The organism is Providencia sp. PROV269, from assembly GCF_028477785.1.
Taxonomy (GTDB): domain Bacteria; phylum Pseudomonadota; class Gammaproteobacteria; order Enterobacterales; family Enterobacteriaceae; genus Providencia; species Providencia rettgeri.
Map to the genome: position 1 here is coordinate 346,554 of NZ_JAMPLV010000002.1, position 20,430 is coordinate 366,983.

The 20,430-nt window shown below is 37.9% G+C and carries 25 protein-coding genes; 16 read left to right on the top strand and 9 right to left on the bottom strand.

The genetic code is table 11. The features are described 5' to 3' along the window. The first annotated feature begins 305 nt into the window (after positions 1 to 305). Positions 306 to 647: a hypothetical protein gene (locus PR683_RS02995; RefSeq protein WP_181937006.1), complete on the top strand. Its 342-nt coding sequence runs from the start codon at positions 306 to 308 to the stop codon at positions 645 to 647. 48 nt (positions 648 to 695) lie between these two features. Here PR683_RS02995 and PR683_RS03000 read toward each other — a convergent pair whose 3' ends face one another. Continuing rightward, entirely contained in the window at positions 696 to 1,340 is a 645-nt protein-coding gene (locus tag PR683_RS03000) for a glutathione S-transferase family protein (RefSeq protein ID WP_272581667.1), read from the bottom strand. 284 nt (positions 1,341 to 1,624) lie between these two features. Between PR683_RS03000 and sra the strand changes: the two genes are divergently transcribed. From sra to PR683_RS03035, 7 genes are all read left to right on the top strand, one after another. Then, the gene (gene sra, locus PR683_RS03005; protein WP_004910503.1) at positions 1,625 to 1,813 is read left to right on the top strand and encodes a stationary-phase-induced ribosome-associated protein; all 189 of its coding nucleotides are present in this window, start codon (positions 1,625 to 1,627) and stop codon (positions 1,811 to 1,813) included. 226 nt (positions 1,814 to 2,039) lie between these two features. Continuing rightward, positions 2,040 to 2,819 (top strand): YaeF family permuted papain-like enzyme, encoded by a 780-nt coding sequence (locus PR683_RS03010; RefSeq protein ID WP_196718502.1) that lies wholly within the window; start codon positions 2,040 to 2,042, stop codon positions 2,817 to 2,819. Positions 2,820 to 3,149: 330 nt separating this feature from the next. Further along, positions 3,150 to 4,079 carry a Gfo/Idh/MocA family protein gene (locus PR683_RS03015; RefSeq protein WP_109911283.1) on the top strand — a complete coding sequence of 310 codons (930 nt, stop codon included), beginning with the start codon at positions 3,150 to 3,152 and terminating at the stop codon, positions 4,077 to 4,079. 80 nt (positions 4,080 to 4,159) lie between these two features. Beyond that, a complete protein-coding gene (locus tag PR683_RS03020; protein ID WP_004910509.1) occupies positions 4,160 to 4,597 on the top strand; it encodes a hypothetical protein in 438 nt (145 codons plus the stop codon). A 114-nt stretch (positions 4,598 to 4,711) separates the two neighbouring features. After that, a complete protein-coding gene (locus tag PR683_RS03025; protein WP_004910510.1) occupies positions 4,712 to 5,140 on the top strand; it encodes a universal stress protein in 429 nt (142 codons plus the stop codon). A 125-nt stretch (positions 5,141 to 5,265) separates the two neighbouring features. Next, positions 5,266 to 5,601 carry a hypothetical protein gene (locus PR683_RS03030; RefSeq protein ID WP_004910512.1) on the top strand — a complete coding sequence of 112 codons (336 nt, stop codon included), beginning with the start codon at positions 5,266 to 5,268 and terminating at the stop codon, positions 5,599 to 5,601. A 170-nt stretch (positions 5,602 to 5,771) separates the two neighbouring features. Then, positions 5,772 to 6,209 (top strand): universal stress protein, encoded by a 438-nt coding sequence (locus PR683_RS03035; protein ID WP_004910514.1) that lies wholly within the window; start codon positions 5,772 to 5,774, stop codon positions 6,207 to 6,209. Positions 6,210 to 6,262: 53 nt separating this feature from the next. Here the strand turns inward: PR683_RS03035 and PR683_RS03040 are convergent, their stop codons facing one another. Next, positions 6,263 to 6,556: a DUF5339 family protein gene (locus PR683_RS03040; protein ID WP_036958707.1), complete on the bottom strand. Its 294-nt coding sequence runs from the start codon at positions 6,554 to 6,556 to the stop codon at positions 6,263 to 6,265. A gap of 246 nt (positions 6,557 to 6,802) precedes the next feature. On the opposite strand from PR683_RS03040, the gene PR683_RS03045 reads away from it, so the two are divergent. Next, positions 6,803 to 7,201: a hypothetical protein gene (locus PR683_RS03045; RefSeq protein ID WP_231136489.1), complete on the top strand. Its 399-nt coding sequence runs from the start codon at positions 6,803 to 6,805 to the stop codon at positions 7,199 to 7,201. Here PR683_RS03045 and PR683_RS03050 read toward each other — a convergent pair. Beyond that, positions 7,198 to 7,839, bottom strand: coding sequence for a TetR/AcrR family transcriptional regulator (locus tag PR683_RS03050; RefSeq protein ID WP_004910519.1), 642 nt, complete (start codon positions 7,837 to 7,839; stop codon positions 7,198 to 7,200). The two genes, PR683_RS03045 and PR683_RS03050, sit on opposite strands and share 4 nt — an antisense overlap. A 199-nt stretch (positions 7,840 to 8,038) precedes the next feature. Here PR683_RS03050 and PR683_RS03055 point away from each other — a divergent pair, with 199 nt between their 5' ends. The 4 genes from PR683_RS03055 to phoH all read left to right on the top strand — a co-directional run bounded on the left by PR683_RS03055 (position 8,039) and on the right by phoH (position 11,844). Then, complete coding sequence (locus tag PR683_RS03055; protein WP_004910522.1) at positions 8,039 to 8,851, top strand: threonine/serine ThrE exporter family protein; 813 nt, start codon at positions 8,039 to 8,041, stop codon at positions 8,849 to 8,851. Further along, the gene (locus PR683_RS03060; RefSeq protein WP_004910523.1) at positions 8,842 to 9,312 is read left to right on the top strand and encodes a threonine/serine exporter; all 471 of its coding nucleotides are present in this window, start codon (positions 8,842 to 8,844) and stop codon (positions 9,310 to 9,312) included. Before PR683_RS03055 ends, PR683_RS03060 begins: the two co-directional genes overlap by 10 nt. 276 nt (positions 9,313 to 9,588) lie before the next feature. Continuing rightward, a complete protein-coding gene (locus PR683_RS03065; protein ID WP_442959607.1) occupies positions 9,589 to 10,563 on the top strand; it encodes an endonuclease in 975 nt (324 codons plus the stop codon). Positions 10,564 to 11,058: 495 nt separating this feature from the next. Continuing rightward, positions 11,059 to 11,844, top strand: a complete 786-nt coding sequence (gene phoH, locus PR683_RS03070) for a phosphate starvation-inducible protein PhoH (protein ID WP_004910528.1) — start codon at positions 11,059 to 11,061, stop codon at positions 11,842 to 11,844. A gap of 74 nt (positions 11,845 to 11,918) precedes the next feature. Here phoH and zinT read toward each other — a convergent pair whose 3' ends face one another. The 5 genes from zinT to PR683_RS03095 form a co-directional block, all read right to left on the bottom strand. Next, the gene (gene zinT, locus PR683_RS03075; protein WP_109911338.1) at positions 11,919 to 12,563 is read right to left on the bottom strand and encodes a metal-binding protein ZinT; all 645 of its coding nucleotides are present in this window, start codon (positions 12,561 to 12,563) and stop codon (positions 11,919 to 11,921) included. A gap of 217 nt (positions 12,564 to 12,780) precedes the next feature. Continuing rightward, positions 12,781 to 13,620, bottom strand: coding sequence for a siderophore-interacting protein (locus PR683_RS03080; RefSeq protein ID WP_004910533.1), 840 nt, complete (start codon positions 13,618 to 13,620; stop codon positions 12,781 to 12,783). A gap of 213 nt (positions 13,621 to 13,833) precedes the next feature. Beyond that, entirely contained in the window at positions 13,834 to 13,965 is a 132-nt protein-coding gene (locus tag PR683_RS03085; RefSeq protein WP_004264009.1) for a DUF2474 domain-containing protein, read from the bottom strand. Positions 13,966 to 13,969: 4 nt separating this feature from the next. After that, positions 13,970 to 14,980 carry a cytochrome d ubiquinol oxidase subunit II gene (cydB, locus tag PR683_RS03090; RefSeq protein WP_123382021.1) on the bottom strand — a complete coding sequence of 337 codons (1,011 nt, stop codon included), beginning with the start codon at positions 14,978 to 14,980 and terminating at the stop codon, positions 13,970 to 13,972. After that, a complete protein-coding gene (locus PR683_RS03095; RefSeq protein WP_109911286.1) occupies positions 14,970 to 16,307 on the bottom strand; it encodes a cytochrome ubiquinol oxidase subunit I in 1,338 nt (445 codons plus the stop codon). The genes cydB and PR683_RS03095 overlap by 11 nt, the downstream gene beginning before the upstream one ends. 247 nt (positions 16,308 to 16,554) lie before the next feature. Between PR683_RS03095 and PR683_RS03100 the strand changes: the two genes are divergently transcribed. Further along, the gene (locus PR683_RS03100; RefSeq protein WP_004910542.1) at positions 16,555 to 17,979 is read left to right on the top strand and encodes an aminotransferase-like domain-containing protein; all 1,425 of its coding nucleotides are present in this window, start codon (positions 16,555 to 16,557) and stop codon (positions 17,977 to 17,979) included. Positions 17,980 to 18,074: 95 nt separating this feature from the next. After that, entirely contained in the window at positions 18,075 to 18,641 is a 567-nt protein-coding gene (locus PR683_RS03105) for a HutD/Ves family protein (RefSeq protein WP_226537837.1), read from the top strand. Here PR683_RS03105 and PR683_RS03110 read toward each other — a convergent pair. Next, the gene (locus tag PR683_RS03110) at positions 18,638 to 19,249 is read right to left on the bottom strand and encodes a LysE family translocator (protein ID WP_117161969.1); all 612 of its coding nucleotides are present in this window, start codon (positions 19,247 to 19,249) and stop codon (positions 18,638 to 18,640) included. The two genes, PR683_RS03105 and PR683_RS03110, sit on opposite strands and share 4 nt — an antisense overlap. Positions 19,250 to 19,409: 160 nt before the next feature. On the opposite strand from PR683_RS03110, the gene PR683_RS03115 reads away from it, so the two are divergent. Continuing rightward, complete coding sequence (locus PR683_RS03115) at positions 19,410 to 19,883, top strand: Lrp/AsnC family transcriptional regulator (protein ID WP_115167334.1); 474 nt, start codon at positions 19,410 to 19,412, stop codon at positions 19,881 to 19,883. Positions 19,884 to 20,430 lie beyond the last annotated feature (547 nt).

Consider the following 20,430-nt stretch of genomic DNA (forward strand, 5'->3'; position numbering starts at 1 on the left):
CAGAGGATCACAATAGAAACGAGAAATTTTCTAGGGGATTAAGAGTAAAAAACAGTTGTAATATTAAACTCAACTTAACATTACACACAATAAGGTTTTAATGTTGAACTTATTTAAATAACAAAATGATAAATATAAGAATATTTACGTTTTAAAGATGGATTTTAATTGATATCTGGTTATCATCATAATGAACATTATTTCAATAAATTTGGTCATATATGGCGAGAATAAAAATGAATTTTTTTAAAGTAATCATTGCGATACTTATTTTTGGTGCTGCATTTCTGTTAGGGGCACTATATATGAAACCAACTCAATTGAGTTTAGTTGAGCAAGTAAAAAAGAATGTTTATGATGTTTTAGCGTACCCACAAGCAGCAAAATTTAGAAATATTGAATATCATTTTTCTCGCTACACTGCGGATAATGGTAAGGTTGGTTATGTTTGTGGGGAGGTGTATCGATATAAAAATGATAAGCCTGACGGATTTAAGCGTTTTATTGTTAAATCTTATACCAATGATGAAGGCCGCATGGATATTTCTATTCCGTTTATTGACGGAGGACATGAAATATTATTGCCTGAACAGGTTAACCAAATTTGGAAAGATAAGTGCTCAAGTCCTGCTTCACCGCTCGAATAAGGAACTACGTGTGCTAAAATTTTGTAGCACACGCTTTTAGGTTATTTGTTATGCGGTCTGTTGGTTTATACATTTTAATGCTGCAGGGCGATTTATCATTTTTTTATAATAGTCAAGTAAAAATGGTGTGTTAGGGCGTTTTATCGGGGTTAATAGCCAACGTTGGATTGATAATGTGATAACGATATCCGCTAGAGAAAAATGGTTTCCATAGAGATAGTTCTGATGATTTTTTTGGGGCTGATTTTTTGATAACACAGATTCAATTATTTGCATTTTTTCATTCCATAAATGGATGCTTTTTTCCACGATTTCAGGTTGTTGTAGAAAAAAAGAATCCTGTCTTACTAGTGCCATAAATGCAGCTCGCCATGCTGGGTTGAGCTCTGAGATTTGCCAATCCATCCATTTTTCTATTTCAGCCCTAGCAAGTGGCTCTTCGGGTAATAAATCCGTCCGTTGGGATTTTGCCACTAGATACCGACAAATTGTGTTGCTCTCCCATAATGAGCCTTGTTCATGAACAAGGACTGGAATAAGCGCATTGGGGTTTAATTTTAAAAAATCGACTTGAATTAAATTCTCATGATTTCCCCAGTGATCTTCATGAATAAATTTAAGATCAAGCTCATATGCAGTCCATAATACTTTTCGGACATTAATTGACGAAGTGCGGCCTAATATTTTTAACATTTACACCTCTGCTTAGTCGTATGAAATAACCCAATAACATGTTTTTTATTAAAATAGCCTTTCAAGCAAACCGAATATAATTTTAACGTAAAATATATAGTAACCATTGGGAACTAATAAATAAAACTGGATTATATATTACTAGTTTAGTGTTATACTGATTAAGTTACACTTTGTTTTGTTATTATTATGAAACAAAAAAGCCTTTGTGGTCAACGATGACTATGTTTTTTGATGTTCATTTTTTTAATGAATTTTTAATTTAGTAGTTTAAGGAGTCGATAATGGTTAGTAATAATAATGCACGTCGTTTGTTAGGTATGCCTTATAAATTAAGTCGTTCTAAGAAAAACATACGTGTTTCGCTAAGTTCTAAAGATAATGCCGCAGTTGCAGTACAAAAGAATAAAGCGACAGAAAAGAAAACATATCATTCAGTAACTGTTTTTTACCCAGAATATGTTATTAGTTAATTGAATGAATGTAACCCTCTAGTATTCACTAGGGGGTTGATGCTATTTAATTAAAATTGGATTTTTCTTATTAACTTACATTAACTCACTTCAATATACACCATTCCTACGCGTAACATTCAGAGCCTCTTATTATAAAAATAAACGGTAGTCATAAAATAGATTAAAGGATATTATCTGCATTAATTAAAAACTAAAAAGAAAGATCACTATTGGGTGTTGTAAAATGAAATTTTATTGTTGCCTACTATTTTTATTTTGTTTTTCTCTTTCAGGGTGTTCTACTCAATTTAAATCAGATGAAGAAACTAATCGCTTAAAATTTAATATTCAACACGCAAATACGGTTCCTATTGAGGATTCCGTTGAACCGTTGGCAGTTTCTGATATGTTGCCCGGAGATATTCTTTTATCGTCTGCTACAGGGTTAAATTCATGGGGAATTCGGTTATTTAGTATTAGCGGAGTAAGCCATGCATCTATTTATCTAGGCTTGGGCGAAGTTGCTGAATCTGTGGGAAGTGGCGTTAGGATCATTACCTTAGACCAAGCAGTGAAAGATTCTAATAACATGGTGGTATTGAGACAAGCAGGCTTAACATCATTACATGCAGAAAAATTACGCGAATTTTCAGTTCAAAATAATGGAAACAAGTATAACTATAAAGGCATTGTGATGATTGCTCCTTGGATGATCACTAAAAGAGTATGTGAACTTCCGTTAATTGGTGAAACGATACGTAATTTTTGCTTAAAAACCTTAGCTAAAGTTCAGTTAGGCGATAATGTGGACCAAGCTAATGGTTTCTTTTGTTCGCAGTTTGTCCTAGATGCTTATAAGTATGCGGGTATTCCCTTATTTGAAGGTAATTCATCGTGGATAACACCTGCGGATATATTGCATATGCGAACCGGTGATGTGCCGACTTTCATGCCCACTCAACGCCTAGCATATGTTGGGCATTTGAAATCATGGAGTTTTAGTAGTGCAATACGCAGAAAATAATAGATTATTTTAAATAAAAAAAAGGCCAACATATGAAGTTGGCCTGCTAAACTGGAAGCAATGTGAGCAATGTCGTTTGTGATAAACTTGAGTGATTTACTCAAGTATTCACGAGGTAAAAGATAACCATTCTCATTTAAGAAATCAACCCTTTTTTTTATGCAGTTACTTATTCACTCTCCCTGTTTATTTTCATTTTTTGTTTATATAAAACAATCTATTGTGTATTTATTTCTCATCAAAATTGTTTTTTTAACAAAAAAAAATTTTTTTAATTGATATTAATGAGATTATTCTTGCAGAGATTAACCATTAACAGGCGTGTTTACGATGCGAAAATTAAAGGTGGGTGTAGTTGGTTTAGGTTCTATTGCACAAAAAGCGTATTTACCAATTTTAACTAAAGAGGAAAACTGGGAGTTGGTTGGTGCTTTTTCTCCAAATCAATCAAAGGCAAAATTGGTGTGTGATAGTTATCGAATGCCCCTGTTTAGCAGTATTAACGCACTAGCACAGCAATGTGATGCTATTTTTGTTCACAGTGCGACCAAAAGCCATTTTGAGGTAATCAAGCTGCTATTAGAGGCTGACGTTCATGTCTATGTTGATAAGCCATTGACTGAGTTAATTGAACAATCGGAGCAATTAATTCAGTTAGCAGCGCGACGTCAAAAAATGTTAATGGTTGGATTTAACCGCCGTTTCTCGCCGTTTTATTTGGCAATTAAACAAGATATTAAAAATATAGCGTCTATTCGTATGGATAAACACCGTATGGATAGCGTAGGGCCGAATGACTTCAGGTTTACGTTATTAGATGATTATTTGCATGTCATTGATACTATAATGTGGATTGCACAAAGTAATGCAAAACTGATCAGTGGTAGCATTCACAAAACAAATACTGATGAATTGTTTTATGCCGAGCACCATATGCAAGCTGGCCAATGTTGGTTAACAACATCGATGCATCGCAAAGCCGGAAGCCAACAAGAGCAACTTGTTGTCATTGCTGAGGACAGTATTCATCAAATAACCAATATGAACCATTGGTGGAGTGAAAATGCCGTTGGGATCAGCGAGAAAAAACCGGCTAATTGGGACTCCATTTTGGTTCAACGCGGTTTTGATGGTGCAATTCGGCATTTTATTGATTCTGTTTCAAACCAAACTCAACCTTTGATCAGTGGAGAAGAGGGCTTGAAGGCTCAAAGAATGGTTGAAAAAATGATCTCTACAATGAATAAAGTCAGTGGTTAATTATCTTATTTTGTAAAAGTAATTATCGATTTTATTAAACGGTAAAATTTTAGTAGCTCATCACGTTATAGGAACACAGGATGATACCTTTCCAAGATAGCTCTGATGTATTATTTGTTGCAGGGTTTGGGCCGATAGTGACAGATTACAAAAAAAGTCATTCTTTTTATCTTGAGTTGTTAAAGTTACCTTTGAAGCCAATAGAAGAAGGAAGCCAATATTTAACTTGTGAGCAAGATGGGCTAGAAGGTGTTAAACATTTTGCACTTTGGCCTATAGAGCAAGCTGCCCAATCGTGTTTTAGTCAAAATGAGTGGCCTGAAAATATACTCACTCCGCAAAGTTGGATGGAGTTTGAGGTTTCAGACATCGAGAAGATCACGGATATTTGTCTGAAAGAAGGCTATGTCTTATTAGTTAATAATCGCATGGAGCCTTGGGGGCAAACCGTAACAAGGTTATTAAGCCCTGAAGGCATGTTAATTGGTTTAACTGTGACGCCATGGCTAAGAGAATAGCCTGCCTTTATTTGTAGTTAGAGATCTCATTTATCTTTGTGGATAAGAGACATTTATTAGTAATTGTTTATAATTTTGTTGTAGAACTTCATTTTAACTATTTTAGGAGGGGTTATGTATAAAACGATTCTGGTCCCTATCGATTTAACAGAAGATGAATTAACCAGCAAAGCCGTTCGTCATGCTGTTAATCTTGCAAAGCAATCTAGTGCTAAAATTCATCTTATTCATGTTTTGCCAATTTCTTCAGCAATTATTAATGCGTATGCTTTAGGTTACATGGAAATAAAAGACCGTGCGACGGTGAAAGCGGAAGAAGACATGAAAATGTTAATGGATTCAATTGATTTACCTCATGATGACGTTAGTTATACTATAACGTTTGGTTCTCCACGAGATGAAGTGATTAATACAGCAAAAGACATTAATGCCGATATTATTGTCATTGGCTCTCGTCGCCCAAATATTACAACTCATCTTTTAGGGTCAACAGCGGCGGGTATAGTACGTTACGCTGAAACATCAGTGCTGGTTGTACGTTAATAATTAGAGAAGAGCCTGCTCAATGGGTAGGTTCTTTTTTATTTCATTATTTGTATTGCCAATTCAATCAGTTTTAGCACTCAAGTTAATTGATCTTACTTATAACAAGGTGAATTTGAGTCAGTATGGAAAAGTTTTCACAAGAATTACTGCGTGTTGAACACTTTGTTCTGAGAGTTTTACGTTTTTATTTACTCGGGCTTTTGATTTTTTTTCTTGGGTTATTACCCGGTATAATCGGTTTTTATTTTATTGAAGGCCATTCAGCTGTTGAGTCAATGCTTAATGCGTTGTCTATGTTGAGTGGGCAAGCTATTGAGCCGGCTCCAATTACACGGGGAGGCCGTTTCTTTATCGCTATTTATGGTTTATTTTTACAAAGTGTTTTTATTATCAGTATTGGATTAATTGTAACTCCTTTTATTCATCGTATTTTGCATAAATGGCATTTAGAAGAATAATTTTTTGTTGTAATAGTAAGGGGCTTCACAGCTTTTTTAGTGCAGTAAGGCTATACTTCTAAAGACTAAAAAGGAAAATATTCACCCGCTACGCCTAATAACCAAGTTGTAAAAATACGCAACAATATAACTTGAATAAAAACGTCAACATAATTAATAAGGGGCATCATATGTATCAAACAATTTTGGTTCCCGTGGATATATCTGAAGATGTACTAACAGATAACGCATTAAAACATGCTATTTATTTAGCAAAAATTTCAGATGCGAAAATTCACTTATTTCACTCAGTTCCAGATGTTTCAAGATTTTCAATGAGTTATAGTTATCATTATGATTTACTGTCTTCATTTGCTAAAAAAGCACTTGAGCGCTCTGAAGAGCAGCTAAAAGAAATTATTGAAAAGATTGATTATCCGTCAGATAAAATCTCTTATAAGGTGGAGTTTGGTTCACCAAGAGATAAAGTTTTATCAGAAGCTGAGGCTATTGATGCTGACCTTATTGTTATCGGCTCACGCAATCCAAGTATTTCAACCCATTTATTAGGTTCAAATGCTTCTGGGATTGTTTCCTATGCGAAGATCTCGGTTCTCGTGGTTCGGTAAATAAAATAGCCTGCTGAGCAGGCTATTTTTTTATCTATTAAAAGCGAACAATTCTAGGGTGTTTTTACCGCTTCTTTGGCTTGCTCAATTGCTTTAAGTGCTTGGCTGCAAGCTTGCTCTTGTGCATCATCTGGGTAGCTAGCAAGGGCTTTTTTCGCTTCCTCTAATTGTGACTTCATTAATGCAATTTGTTCACCTGCATTGGCTTCATCTTTATATTGTTCTTCAGCTTGCTTAACAAGGTCATTCATTTCTTTGAAATAAGTATCACAGGTTGCACCTGCATTTGCATTAAATGCAGTGAAAGCCATTAAAAGGCTAAACGCAATTGGAAGAGTTTTTTTCATCGTATTTTCGCTTTTAAAATTCATAATATCGTCAGAATAACATTCCATATTCAAAAACGCACCACTCGAACACGTGAATGTTTTTAACTAATAAACTTTTTCTGCATATTAAGAATATTCCTGTTAGTCACTGTCAGAAATAGCATAATTTGCAAAATACAAATGATAATCATTCTTGACTATGGATGATAGAAAAGTGTACATTCAAGTACACTTTAATTAATGATGACAACAGAGATGATTGTGATGAGTAAAAATATGATAAAAACAGAAAATTGGCCAATCTGCGAGATGAATATATTTCCATCAACTATGGATGAAACACGTTTATGGTTAGAGGAAATGGATATGTTATTGGCGAGAAGAAATGAATTTGTATTGATATATCCTCCAGTGGTTAAAAAAGAAAAACCATCATCAGAAGATATGCAAAGTATGAAATATGTGCGTCGTTGGTTGAAAGATGCAAAAGAAGCAATGGAACAGCATTGTCGCGCTCTAGTTGTTACGCTACAACCTGATGGCCGAGATAAAGAGGAGATGGAACGCATGGCTCCCATGTTGTCTGCGTTGTATGGTCCTCAAGTTTTAATCGCAACGGATGCAATAGCTGCAAAAGAGCAAGCCCAATCAGTTTTAGCTTAGTCGATTGTGGTTTTACTGATTTTACGGATATAACTGGCGATGATATCGACGGACATAGCAATTTGCTGTTGAATAAATTCATCGCTGGGCTTGAAATCGGCAACACAAAAAGTGGTGATAAACACATCCGCTTTTAGCATTTCTAGGTAGCGTGAAGAAATACTTAATAATGTTGTTTCATTTACTTTAACATCAGGAAGTAAAGCCAATTTCTGTGTTAACAAGCGATAGCTTTTTACAGGGCCTTGCTCAAAAAATGCATGGGTTATTTCAGGGAAACGGTTGTATTCACCTAAAATTAACCGATATAACCCGATGGATTCAGGTTTAAGAACATTCAATAAAAATCGAGAACCATAAAAAGAAAGTATGGACTCAATCGTATTTAGTGAGGGTGTTTTTTCGTTAGGTTCTTGAAAAATATCATCAATCATAGATGCAATAACAGCGGCAAACAACCCTTCTTTATCACCAAAATTTTTATATAAAGTCGTTCGAGAGCCTCCAGCACGTTCAATAATCATATCCAGAGTTGCACCTTCAAACCCATATTGCAGAAAAATTTCAGTTGCGGCAGTGATCAAAGCCTGATGACGACGTCGGCCTTTTGGGGTTTTAGCTGTAAGCGTGCTACTCATGAATGGCTAATCCTACTCTTTGTCTTCAAATAAGAAAATAACATAACAAATTTTACCAAATAGTTTAAATCACGTTACCTCAATCACAGATTTACCTGAAAGAGATCATCATTTAAGCTGATATTTGTCTTTATGATATTTATAAAGATTAACATGTTTAGGATGATATCTGAATGGTTGTCACAATATTGGGGGCAAGATGGCAGAGCATGCATTGAATGAACAAAAAATAGACCAAAATGATCCTGTTGATCAGCAACGTGAGGTAACTCGGCTATGTATTGAGTGTGGCTTATTGTTATTGCAACATGGCGCTGAAAGTATGCTCGTTGAACAATTGACAACCCGTTTGGGCATTGCACTTGGAGCAAATCAAGTTGATAGTGCAATCTCATCTAACTCATTAGTTTTAACCACCATAATTGATGGCCGCTGCCTAACGTCAACACGGCGTATTATTGACCGTGGTATTAATATGCATGTTGTCACCGAAGTCCAGCATGCGGTCATTCTCGTCGAACATCATTTACTAGACCGAAAACAATTACACAAGAAATTATCATCGATTAAACCGTTGCGATATCCTCGATGGTTAATGGTTTTGATGGTGGCTTTATCTTGTGCTTGTTTCAGCAAGTTGAATGGAGGGGGATGGGAAAGTGCATTAATTACATTTTTAGCCAGTGGCTGTGCAATGTATGTGCGACAAGTGTTAACTTCTCATCAAATGAACCCATTGATTAATTTTTGTATCACTGCGTTTGTTGCGACAACGGTCTCTGGATTATTACTGAAAATACCGTATTTAGCAGTCACTGAAACGATTTCTATGGCTGCCAGCGTATTGCTTTTAGTTCCGGGCTTTCCATTAATTAATGCAGTCGCTGATATGTTTAAAGGGCATGTTAATACAGGTTTAGCGCGTTGGACAATGGCGAGTCTCCTTACTTTGGCTACCTGTATTGGGGTTGTATTAGCAATGACAATCTGGGGTTTAAAAGAATGGGCATAGAATTTCTGTTCTCCTTATGTGAGAAAATGCTACTAGCGGCTATACCAGCAGTTGGGTTTGCTATGGTATTTAATGTGCCTGTTAGAGCATTGAAATATTGCGCTTTATTAGGTGCTATTGGCTATGGCTTTAGAATGATATTGATGACACTAGGGCTGCAAATCGAGTGGGCAAGTTTTCTTGCAGCAATTTTAATCGGTATTATCGGTATTCAGTGGTCGCGCTGGTGGTTAGCTCATCCTAAAGTGTTTACTGTTGCTGCCGTGATCCCAATGTTTCCAGGTATTAGTGCCTATATTGCAATGATTTCAGTCGTTAAAATATCGCAATTTGGCTATGATCCTGAATTAGTTGAGGTTCTAGTGACTAATTTCTTAAAAGCGTCTTTCATTGTTGGAGCCTTGTCTATTGGTATTTCTTTACCTGGTTTATGGTTATATCGCAAAAGACCAAGCGTGTAATTTTTAAGGGATGGCTTGCTGGTATTCTTGCTATATCCGTAAGCCATACTTTTTTCTTTTACTAATAAGAGTTAGATATTCTATTAAAGCTGCATAAATTCTGATGTGGGTGTTAACCATAAAATTGAGTCATCGCTGATATCATTAATGCTACTATTTGATTAGAATATGTGATATTTCTTCTTATGCATTAATGTGTTAGAGGAAAAACTAACGTATTCATTTCAATTCTTCGCATATATTCTTATTAGTGGTGTTATTTTGAAACAATTTAGCTTGTCCAAATATTATCAATTCGTTTTTTCGATTCTATTATTTATTTTTTCTGCTTTTTCATTTTCTGCACCAAGTTCATTTACTGAAGCCAAAGCACTGAGTAAAACTCAGGTTTATGCAGATCAAAATCACCAAGGTGAGGGAACAATATACTGTGGGTGCCAGTGGGAATGGGCAGGAAAAAGCGGAGGAAAAGTCGATTTAGCCTCTTGTGGTTATCAAGTGCGTAAACAACAGAACCGAGCCGAACGCATTGAATGGGAGCATATTGTTCCGGCATGGGTGTTTGGTCATCAAAGACAATGTTGGCAACAAGGTGGGCGAAAAAACTGTGTGTCTAGTGACCCTATTTTTGGCCAAATGGAAGCCGATCTGCATAATTTAGCGCCTTCTATTGGTGAGGTGAATGGTGATAGAAGCAATTTTAGTTTTGGGCAATTACCCGCTAATACGCCATATCCATACGGAATGTGCCGCAGTCGAGTTGATTTTAAACAAAAAATCTTTGAACCAAGAGATGAGGCCAAAGGGCAAGTAGCCCGAGTATATTTCTATATGCATGACCGCTATAACTTATCTATGTCACGTCAACAACAACAGTTACTGATGGCTTGGGATAATAAATATCCTCCAACCCCTTGGGAAATCCAGCGTGATAATCGAGTCGCTAAGGTGATGGGCCATCATAACCCATTTGTGACAGGGGAGAAAAAATGGAGTTTAAATCATAAAAATAGCGCAGAGGGTGTTAATATTTCACCAGTCTCACCTTTAAATCAGCCTCAAGTAATAGAAAATAAATCTATTGTACCAAATACGGTTGAAATTAAAGGTAATCGCAATTCTAAAAAATATCATTTTTCACATTGTGCTAGCTTCAATACCATCGCTGATAAAAATGCCGTCATCTTCACTGACGAACAATCGGCTAAAGCCGCAGGTTTTGAGTTAGCGGGAAATTGTAAAATACGCTAATTATCCTTTAAAACCGCAATAGTTAATTAACTGATTATTGCGGTTTTATTTTTTTATATTTATGTGTGATAACGAAAAATTTTAATAAACGCCCAAAATTTTGTTAGAAAAATGTTGCTTTATCAAAAAAAATGACGCTATATTTAAAGCAGATGAAAACTGCAATAAAAACATGGACTCATTGATGCACTAAAAATATTGCTGCTTGTCATATTACTGTCATATAGATTCATTAGTTTAAAAGTATCGCTGTTACAGGAGAAACTAATGGGAAATAAGTGTTTATACACGCGAGTACAAAACCGGTTACCACTCCATCATGAAATTTTCATGGTGAGATTGGTAACCGGTTTTTTTATTAGCCGAGTTATTGCATGGAGTTACAGCCACATAATAGATGTTTGATATTAACTTTGAGCTTGAAGGGAGCTCACCTCTGTTTTGAATAGTCCGTCATTTGAATTGACATCACTGATACCTGGAAGGGTTAATACTATGAGTAGACAGAAAGCTGCAACAAAGGCACGTCGTGAAATGAAACGTTCATCACGCAAAGATCGCTCAGGTCGTTTTGATATCAATAACGTCGCATCATTTGCTGAATTTACTGGCATTGAAGCTATCGGTATGGCAAAAGAACGTCGTGATGAATCCCCTATATTGCCCAGAAATGAAGCTCAAAAACTCTATATTAATTCCATTAAACATAAGCAATTAATTTTTGCGAATGGCGAAGCGGGATGTGGTAAAACCTATATCAGCACTGCACTTGCAGCTGATGCGTTAATTCATAAAGATATCAATAAGATTATTGTGACAAGGCCCGTTCTTCAAGCGGAGGAAGATCTCGGTTTTTTACCGGGTGATATGTCAGAAAAGTTTGCGCCTTACTTTCGTCCTGTCTATGACGTATTGGTGAAAAGGCTCGGCGCATCCTTTTTGCAATATTGTTTGCGCCCCGAAATTGCTAAAGTGGAAATCGCGCCATTTGCTTATATGCGAGGTCGAACATTTGAAAATGCCGTCGTGATATTAGATGAAGCGCAGAATGTCACTGTCACGCAAATGAAAATGTTTTTAACTCGGCTTGGTGAAAATGTGACGGTGATTGTCAATGGTGATGTGACCCAGTGTGATTTGCCTGAAGGTGTGTCCTCAGGGTTAACCGATGCATTACAACGTTTTAGTACTGATGAAATGGTTTCGATGGTGAATTTTACTATTGAGGATTGTGTGAGATCACAATTGTGCCATAAAGCCTTATTGGCTTATAACTATTAATTAGTTTTGTTATTAATTATATACCCCGCGATTTGTTCGCGGGGTATAGGTTAAATCTTTATAGAGGCAATTGATTAGTGGTAGAGCATTTCATGTACGATTTGCTCATCTGTGAGGGTATATGGGTAATAGGTTGGCCAATTTTCTAGTTGGCTTAATAATTTTTCCTGAGATTCGTTTCCCATATACAGGTGGAAATGCCCCGAGGCCTGTGGCTCAATAATATGGTCGCTAAACTGGATAAATTTGGGCGCTTTTGAGTTAGCATCTTTGCATTCAAACAAGTAACGGACGCCTTTTTTCCCTGAAGTGTAATGAAGAATTTTGTAACCGGCGTAGTCATATTTACAGCTGCTTACGGCACCGTTTTGGGTAAACTCAATAACATCATTTTCAATTCCAATGCTGTCAACATCGGTGGCATAGCCTTTTTTATAATATTCACGATACTCTTCAACCGTTTTATCTTTATTTTTCTTTGCTTTACTTTCTAAAACTTCATCGAGCTTTCCATTTAATAGTAATGGATTAACCGATTCCCAGATGCCTTGCCAATCGCTAAGAGACCTATCTTTGACGTCAGCATCTTCAAAAATCCCTTTTGAAGCTTGGAGTGCTTTCTCTGATTGTGGATGAGAGTGACTATGTGAGCCATGAGCAGCTGCTGTATAGCTAGTGAGAGCTAATGCGACATAAAGACTGGTTTTTAAAATTGCCATTTTGTACACAGTGGTTTTCCTATTTTTGTAGTGAATATAACGACCATAAAAAACCATTATGTTATAACATAACAAATGTAAGAATGAAAAGTATTTTAGCTAGTTTATTGATGAGGAATATAATGACTAAAAACGTGATGAAGGCAGATAGGAGCAGGATATGAGCTCGCTTAGTAGAGTTTATAATCAATAAGCGAGCTAACTATTTGAACCGAAGTTAGTCGTCAGGGTTGTCCATTACAGCATGGCGTTCATGGTGATAACCTTCCTCATCATAACCATATCGCCAGTAAGGAATTGCATAGATATCATCACGACCAAAACCTTTTTCTCGACGAATATAACGACGCAAATCACGAATAATTTGGTCTTCACCCGCAATCCAAAAAGCGCAATCATTGTTTGGAATGTCCCAAGACTTAAACGTGCTAATTAATTCAGCTGTTTTGGTGATATCACCACAGATCCAAATTACGTCAACGTGTTCAGGTTTTTTCAGTTCTCGCACGTCTTTTGGGCTATCTAACCGTAGTACGACTTTACCTTGGGCATTTGCTGGCATTTTTTCTAATAATGCGGCAATAGCGGGTAGAGAACTTGAATCACCGGCCATGAAGTAATGTTGTCTGGCAGGCAATAATGGGTCTGGGCCACCCGGATTGGTAATCCCCATCCAATTTCCTGGTTTTGCATCACGTGCAAATAGGTATGCAGGGCCAGTTGCGCCATCATGCATAGCAAATTCAATATCTATCTCGCTAACTTCAGGGCGGATGGCTCTGACGGTATAGGTACGAACAAATGGACGAGGTTTGTCTTCTGGCCAGCTACGGCCTTCTTTACTTAGGATAGGGAGTGCGGGCTGGCTGATTAAATCAGGGGCTAAAAATATTTTCAGGTGCCCACCTTCACAATCAGTTGGGTATGTATTGAGTCTTTCACCGGTGAAAGTAATGCTGCGAATAGATGGGGTGATATCGGTAATGGATTTGACTTGAATGAGCTGTGGTGGAGCCGGGCGGTAGATGTTTTTTTCAACGGGTTGTTCAGTGGCCACGGACAATCTCCTTTATTAATGATAATTTTATTATATGGTAATTATTATCATTATCATGAATAACTTTGTAAGTTGCAACCGCTAGTGAGTGATTGGAAGAGGATATTTATAAAGAGAGATTTTCAACAGTAGGGAGGCAATTTACAGTGATGAATTGTTGATTTTAATAAAAATGCCGTATGATTTTTAGCATACGGCATATCGAAAGGTAGATTACTTCACTTTCATTCCGGCTGCGGTCATCATCAATTTAAACACGGAAGAGAAGGCAAATAGCGCCAATACACTTCCGAACCAGATAATGGCCATCCAACCGAGTTTTTTCCACCAAGGGGAGGCTGCCACGTTATCAGTGGTAACCTTGTTCTGGGGTAATTTTTCCTCTGAAGACATAGTAACTCCAATAGGTATAAACCAAAATAACAGGAATAATGAATAACGCACCGACTAACATAAAGCCTAAACTTTCGGATGGGCCAGCGGCATCACGGAAACTGACTGCGGGTGGAATGAGCGTTGGCCAGATACTGATACCTAGGCCAGTAAACCCAAGGAAAATCAACATTAAAGCCGCTAAGAATGGCACGCTATCGAATCGTTGTCGCTTAGCACTTTTTAGGATCAACCAAGTACAGCCTAATACCAGTAACGGAACAGGTAAAAAGAAGAACAGGTTTGGCAGAGAGAACCAACGCTCAAAAACGGCCTCATTTAACATCGGAGTCCAGAGACTGATCACCGTAATTACCGCTAACATCAGTAATGTTAATGGCTGTAGAACACGATACATCGTGCTACGTAAGTGGCCCTCAGTTTTCATGATCAACCACCCACAAGCTAATAGTGCATAAGCCACAACAAGGCCAAATCCGCAAAATAGTGGGAAAGGCGCGAACCAATCGAAATAACCCCCCATGTAAACACGGTTTTCTACATGGAAGCCTTGGATAAAGGCACCAACGACCACTCCTTGAACAAAGGTGGCAAAAATTGAACCCCAAATAAAGGCGTGATCCCAATGGCGGCGGTGTGATTCATCCGCTCTAAAGCGAAACTCAAAGGCAACACCACGGAAAATCAAGGCCAATAACATGAAAGTTAATGGAATTGACAGGGCATCAAGGACAATCGCATAAGCGAGAGGAAAAGCACCAAATAAAGCGGCTCCACCTAAAACCAACCAAGTTTCATTGCCATCCCACACTGGGGCAACGCTGTTCATCATCAGATCACGGTCTTGGCTGTCTTTCAGCGCAGGGTAAAGGATCCCAATGCCTAAATCGAACCCATCCATGACAATATACATCAACATACTAAATACGATGATGACAAACCAAATGAGAGGTAAATCAATGCCCATGAGCTGCGTCCTCCGCGATACCTTTACGAATTAATTTCATCATGTACATATAGCCAATCCCGAAAACACCGCCATAAACGACAAAAAAGGCGATTAAACTGATGCTCATGTGCATTTCGCCATGTGCACTGACCGCATCAGAGGTTCGTTGTAGCCCATAAACAACCCATGGCTGGCGGCCAATTTCTGTTGTAAACCAACCTGCAAGGATGGCTATCAGCCCAGAAGGTGCCATTAAAAACATAAAACGTAAGAATGTTTTCGACTCATAAAGGTTTTTACGGTAGCGAAGCCATAAACCCCAAACTCCAGCCGCTATCATTAATAAGCCAAGCCCGACCATTACGCGGAATGACCAAAACACCATAAACACGTTAGGCCTATCTTCTGGGGCATATTCTTTTAGCGCGGGGACTTGTTTATCAATACTGTGTGTTAAAATCAGGCTTGCTAAATAAGGGATTTCGATAGCGAATTCTGTTTTTTCCTTTTCTTGGTTTGGAATACCAAACAAGATCAGCGGAGTGGCTTCTCCGGGTTTGTTTTCCCAGTGACCTTCCATTGCAGCCACTTTAACCGGTTGATGTTTAAGTGTGTTTAGGCCGTGAGCATCCCCGATTAAAGCTTGAACAGGGGCTAAAACTAAAATCAACCACAGGGACATGGAAAACATTTTTTTCATGGCACTGGACTTGTTGCCTTTGAGCAAGTGCCAAGCGGCGGAAGCCCCAATAAAAAATGCTGCAGCAAGGAAAGCTGCTGTAGTCATATGCAGTAATCGATAAGGGAAAGAGGGGTTGAAAATAACGGCAAACCAATCAACGGGAACAATGCGCCCATCAATAATTTCAAAGCCTTGTGGTGTTTGCATAAAGCTGTTGGAGGCCAAAATCCAGAATGTGGAAATAATCGTTCCTAGCGCAACCATGCAAGTAGCGAAGAAATGCAATTTTTCACCTACACGGTTCATCCCAAACAACATAACACCGAGGAAACCAGCTTCTAAGAAGAAGGCCGTAAGAACCTCATAAGTGAGTAATGGCCCTGTAATACCTCCCGCAAAATCTGAGAAAAAGCTCCAGTTAGTGCCGAATTGGTATGCCATAACCAAGCCAGAAACAACACCCATTCCGAAATTAACCGCAAAAACTTTCGACCAAAAATGGAACAGTTTTATATAGTCTTGATCACGAGTTTTAAGCCATAAACCTTGTAGCACCGCAAGGTAACTTGCGAGCCCAATCGTAATGGCTGGAAAAATAATATGAAACGAGACCGTAAACGCAAATTGTATACGGGCAAGTTCCAGCGCAGTTAGTCCAAACATATTGACCCCTGAGTGGATATGTTAATGACACGCAACATTCAACGTTTTGATGAGAGCAATTGAGGCGCTAATCCTTAGCAAAAGAGATTGCTCACACCTGAGTGCAAAATAATCGCCATCCAACGAAAAATGTTTTGTGCTTATAGTTAAAAAAAAGTCAGGTGAATGTGTGGATAAGTAGAACATGAGACGATAAACTATAATAGTAACAATTATTGAGATATTAACTATAACAGTTGAGGCGGCTATGACGAGATACGAACAATTAGCAGCGCAAATTCGTCAGCAAATTGAAGACAATATCTGGCAAGTGGGCGACAGATTACCTTCATTGAGGGAAAGTGTTAAACAGTCTGGTTTAAGTTTAATGACTGTTGTGCAAGCATATCAGTTGCTTGAAAGCCAAGGATGGGTCGTTGCTCGCCCGCAATCAGGGTATTACGTGGCAAACCGCAATAACGCATTTGCTGCCGCAAAAGGAGGTAAAGGGCTACATTTGAATGAAAATGTAGAGATTAACGCCTCTATTTTTGGTGTCTTACAAGCTTGTAAGGACCCGAATATTATCCCATTTGGCTCCGCATTTCCAGAGCCCGCCTTATTAGATGACCCAAAACTCGCGAAATCACTCGCGTCTGTCGCTAGGCGCTTATCGAAATTTAATACACCAGCTAATTTGCCGCCTGGTAATGAACAACTGCGTCGAAACATTGCTCAGCGTTATGCAACTCAAGGGATCCATGTTGCTCCTGATGAAATCGTGATTACAGCAGGAGCCATGGAATCTTTAGTTCTGAGCTTACAATCAGTCACTCAGCCCGGGGATTGGGTCGTTATCGAATCACCTGCATTCTATGGTTCACTTCAGGCAATTGAGCGGTTAAAACTCAAGGCAATTGCTATTAAAACAGACCCGCTATTTGGTATTGATCTTGACGCGTTAGAGGATATTGCAAGCAAATATCCAATTAAAGCCTGTTGGCTGATGACACATTATCAAAATCCATTAGGCGGTACGATGCCGCAAACGAACAAAAAACGATTGGTCGATATCCTGAATAAGCAGCAAATTGCATTAATTGAAGACGATGTCTATGGGGAACTTTATTTTGGTAACAAACAGCCAATACCCGCAAAGGCACTAGATACTAAAGGAAATTTCTTTCATTGTTCTTCGTTTTCGAAATGTTTAGCGCCGGGGTATCGAGTGGGTTGGGTTGCCGCGGGTCAACACGCGACAAAAATTCAACATTTACAAATGATGAGCACCGTTTCTGCTAGCGTTCCCACGCAATTAGCTATTGCGGAGTACTTATCATTAGGGGGATATGACAACCACCTTCGTAAACTGCGTTTAACGATGGAACAACGTCAGCACCAAATGTTGAGTGCAATAGCAAAATACATGCCTCAGTCAGTAAAAGTTAATACACCAAAAGGTGGGTATTTTTTATGGCTAGAATTTGAACCGCCATTTAATGCTATTCGTTTGTACCAACTCGCACTAAAAGAGGGGATCAGCATCGCACCGGGAAGTATGTTTTCCACTAGTGATCAGTTTAATCATGCATTTCGTCTTAATGCATCGTTTACATGGAGTGAAAGGGTGGAAGAAGCAATGAAAACTTTAGGCCGTTTATGTCACTTTTTAATCAATGAGAGGCGTGATTAGTCACATTATCATTGTTAATTCATTGCCTTGAAAGATTAACTTTGCCAATCTAAGTATAAATCTAAATGTGTTAGCAGCAATAAATGGGAGGTAATGTGAAAATAAAATGTTTTGACACAATGGAGTTACCTATCCTGGATTGGCATGATGGCGGGGGGGCCAGCCAAGAAGTATTTTGCTGGCCAGTGGCATCGGACTATTCACTACGCGCAAGTATTGCAACCATTAAGCAAGAGAGCTATTTAAAACGTTATGCGGAAGGAGAAAGGTTGGCAATATTGTTGAATGACCAGCCGCTTCTGTTAACCGATACCAAAGCATTTGAGTGCCGATTAGAGCATGCAGGTGATCATGTCCAATTTTCAGCCCAGCAATTTTGTATGGTAAAAGTCCCAAAGCCATCAGTTAAGTTAATGAATTTTATTTTTCTAGATGATAGGTGGGCGGTTAAAAACTACTTCATCACTGAAGAGTGTAAATTACCAGCTAACCAAGCAGGGTTAGTCTATGTACTCAATGGCGAATGGGAAATTTCTGGCGCAAATTGTCATCTTATGGCGCAAGGACAAGGAGCCTGGTGGCTACCTGATATCGGTGAAGGGGTGATAAAACCACTTAGCACCGATAGCAAGTTAATCTGGATTGAATTATTGCCTCGCTAACTAGTAGCTAAACCGATAGCAGCGAGTGTTAGCATACCGCCTGCAACCCCCTCGGTTATACGGCGTTTTTTATCATTATAAGCTCGCTTATTATGCATGGAAGCAAATAATGCACCTATCACACCATAGATTACGACACACGAAAGTATAAAAGCAGCTGAAAGTATCAAAGACTGAACTGCCACACTTTCTGTCAGCTTAATGAAATTCGGCAAAATAGCGAAATACACCAATAACCCTTTAGGGTTAAGAAAGCTCGTCAGAAATGCTTTAGCTATTACTGCCTTTGTTGACACCGTTTGAATTTTTAAGTCTCCCGCTTTCATCGCAGATAATACCATGCGGATAGCAAGATAAGTGACATAAGTCACTCCAACCCATTTAATGGTGTGGAAAATCATAGGGGAAGCCGCAACAATTGCCGCTAAACCAAGTGCAGCCAGAATCGCATGCGCTATATAGCCCAGTATAATACCTAAATTAGCTTTCAAGGCAGCAGAGGTGCCTCCTGATAATCCTTGTGCGGAAATAAAAAGAATATCTGGGCCTGGTGTGCAGACTAAAGGGACTACGGTTGCGCTAAATAAGAGCAAGGTCTGTAACTCCATTTCAATTCCTCATTATTGTTTATTGTTAATTCACGCAACTGGCCAGTAGCAATAAAATTATAGCGATAATCCAATGATATTGGATTTTTTTATTGCTTTAAAATAAACAATAATTGGTATTTAATATCAAAAATTAATATTAAATTGAGGTTGAGTACCAATGAAAGAAAATAGGCTAAAATTGGATGCCATTGATAGACGCATCTTACAGATTTTACAAAGAGATGGAAAAATTCAGAATATTGAATTAGCTAAAGAAGTGGGGCTTTCCCCGTCCCCTTGTCTGCGTCGTGTGAAATTGCTTGAAGAAGCCGGGGTTATCAAACGTTATGTGGCCGTATTGGATGGCAGTAAAATTGGAGCCGGTCTTTCTTTATTTGCACGTATTTGGTTTAAAACACAAGATGCCAAGACCATCAACCAATTCGTTGAAGACATTAAACAGATGCCTGAAGTCGTTGAATGCCATCTAATGGCAGGGGAATGTGATGCTTTGATCCGTATTGTAACGCAAGACTTAGCCTCTTATCGTCGATTTCATGCAGATCATTTAACGCAAATTAGCAGCATTCAGAGTATAAAGACGGAGGTGCCAATGGAAACGGTTAAGGTGACTTATGCTTTACCACTTTGACGATAATGACCAACCGCGTGATAGTGACGAGTTGGGAGTGTCTAACGATGAATTATAATTATATCTTTAATTATGATAAAAAGATAAATAATAACTATGCTGTATTTATTAGAGAGGTTTATAAAATAAAAGAAATTAAATATGATAAATATGAATAGCTGAACATTTTTTGAAGTTTAATTTTACAAATTGAAATATTATTTCCTCTCTTTTAATGTTGAAAGGTTAGTTTAATATTATTTTAGAATGCTATTAAATGAGGTATTTGAATTTTATATGGCGATTTTTAAAGAGATAATTCTCATATAATGAGAACATGATTGAGTAATAACCTAGCCATAACGACAGCGATAGCTAATCATTTGATATATAAATAATGAAAGGAAAGTTTTTTTGATCCTGCGCAACACCATATTACGTCACTTACCTATACTGATATTAATTAAAAATCAAAATAATATAATGCGAATGTTTCTTATTTAAAATTATTTTCAATTTGCTCGGTAATGATGTGAGTATTTATAAGCATATTTCTAATTGTTATTGG

Bases quoted from the DNA above. Each gene is read 5' to 3' on its own strand.
- PR683_RS02995 (WP_181937006.1), top strand. From the start codon at position 306: ATGAAACCAACTCAATTGAGTTTAGTTGAGCAAGTAAAAAAGAATGTT.
- PR683_RS03000 (WP_272581667.1), bottom strand. From the start codon at position 1,340: ATGTTAAAAATATTAGGCCGCACTTCGTCAATTAATGTCCGAAAAGTA.
- sra (WP_004910503.1), top strand. From the start codon at position 1,625: ATGGTTAGTAATAATAATGCACGTCGTTTGTTAGGTATGCCTTATAAA.
- PR683_RS03010 (WP_196718502.1), top strand. From the start codon at position 2,040: ATGAAATTTTATTGTTGCCTACTATTTTTATTTTGTTTTTCTCTTTCA.
- PR683_RS03015 (WP_109911283.1), top strand. From the start codon at position 3,150: ATGCGAAAATTAAAGGTGGGTGTAGTTGGTTTAGGTTCTATTGCACAA.
- PR683_RS03020 (WP_004910509.1), top strand. From the start codon at position 4,160: ATGATACCTTTCCAAGATAGCTCTGATGTATTATTTGTTGCAGGGTTT.
- PR683_RS03025 (WP_004910510.1), top strand. From the start codon at position 4,712: ATGTATAAAACGATTCTGGTCCCTATCGATTTAACAGAAGATGAATTA.
- PR683_RS03030 (WP_004910512.1), top strand. From the start codon at position 5,266: ATGGAAAAGTTTTCACAAGAATTACTGCGTGTTGAACACTTTGTTCTG.
- PR683_RS03035 (WP_004910514.1), top strand. From the start codon at position 5,772: ATGTATCAAACAATTTTGGTTCCCGTGGATATATCTGAAGATGTACTA.
- PR683_RS03040 (WP_036958707.1), bottom strand. From the start codon at position 6,556: ATGAAAAAAACTCTTCCAATTGCGTTTAGCCTTTTAATGGCTTTCACT.
- PR683_RS03045 (WP_231136489.1), top strand. From the start codon at position 6,803: ATGAGTAAAAATATGATAAAAACAGAAAATTGGCCAATCTGCGAGATG.
- PR683_RS03050 (WP_004910519.1), bottom strand. From the start codon at position 7,839: ATGAGTAGCACGCTTACAGCTAAAACCCCAAAAGGCCGACGTCGTCAT.
- PR683_RS03055 (WP_004910522.1), top strand. From the start codon at position 8,039: ATGGCAGAGCATGCATTGAATGAACAAAAAATAGACCAAAATGATCCT.
- PR683_RS03060 (WP_004910523.1), top strand. From the start codon at position 8,842: ATGGGCATAGAATTTCTGTTCTCCTTATGTGAGAAAATGCTACTAGCG.
- phoH (WP_004910528.1), top strand. From the start codon at position 11,059: ATGAGTAGACAGAAAGCTGCAACAAAGGCACGTCGTGAAATGAAACGT.
- zinT (WP_109911338.1), bottom strand. From the start codon at position 12,563: ATGGCAATTTTAAAAACCAGTCTTTATGTCGCATTAGCTCTCACTAGC.
- cydB (WP_123382021.1), bottom strand. From the start codon at position 14,980: ATGGGCATTGATTTACCTCTCATTTGGTTTGTCATCATCGTATTTAGT.
- PR683_RS03095 (WP_109911286.1), bottom strand. From the start codon at position 16,307: ATGTTTGGACTAACTGCGCTGGAACTTGCCCGTATACAATTTGCGTTT.
- PR683_RS03100 (WP_004910542.1), top strand. From the start codon at position 16,555: ATGACGAGATACGAACAATTAGCAGCGCAAATTCGTCAGCAAATTGAA.
- PR683_RS03110 (WP_117161969.1), bottom strand. From the start codon at position 19,249: ATGGAGTTACAGACCTTGCTCTTATTTAGCGCAACCGTAGTCCCTTTA.
- PR683_RS03115 (WP_115167334.1), top strand. From the start codon at position 19,410: ATGAAAGAAAATAGGCTAAAATTGGATGCCATTGATAGACGCATCTTA.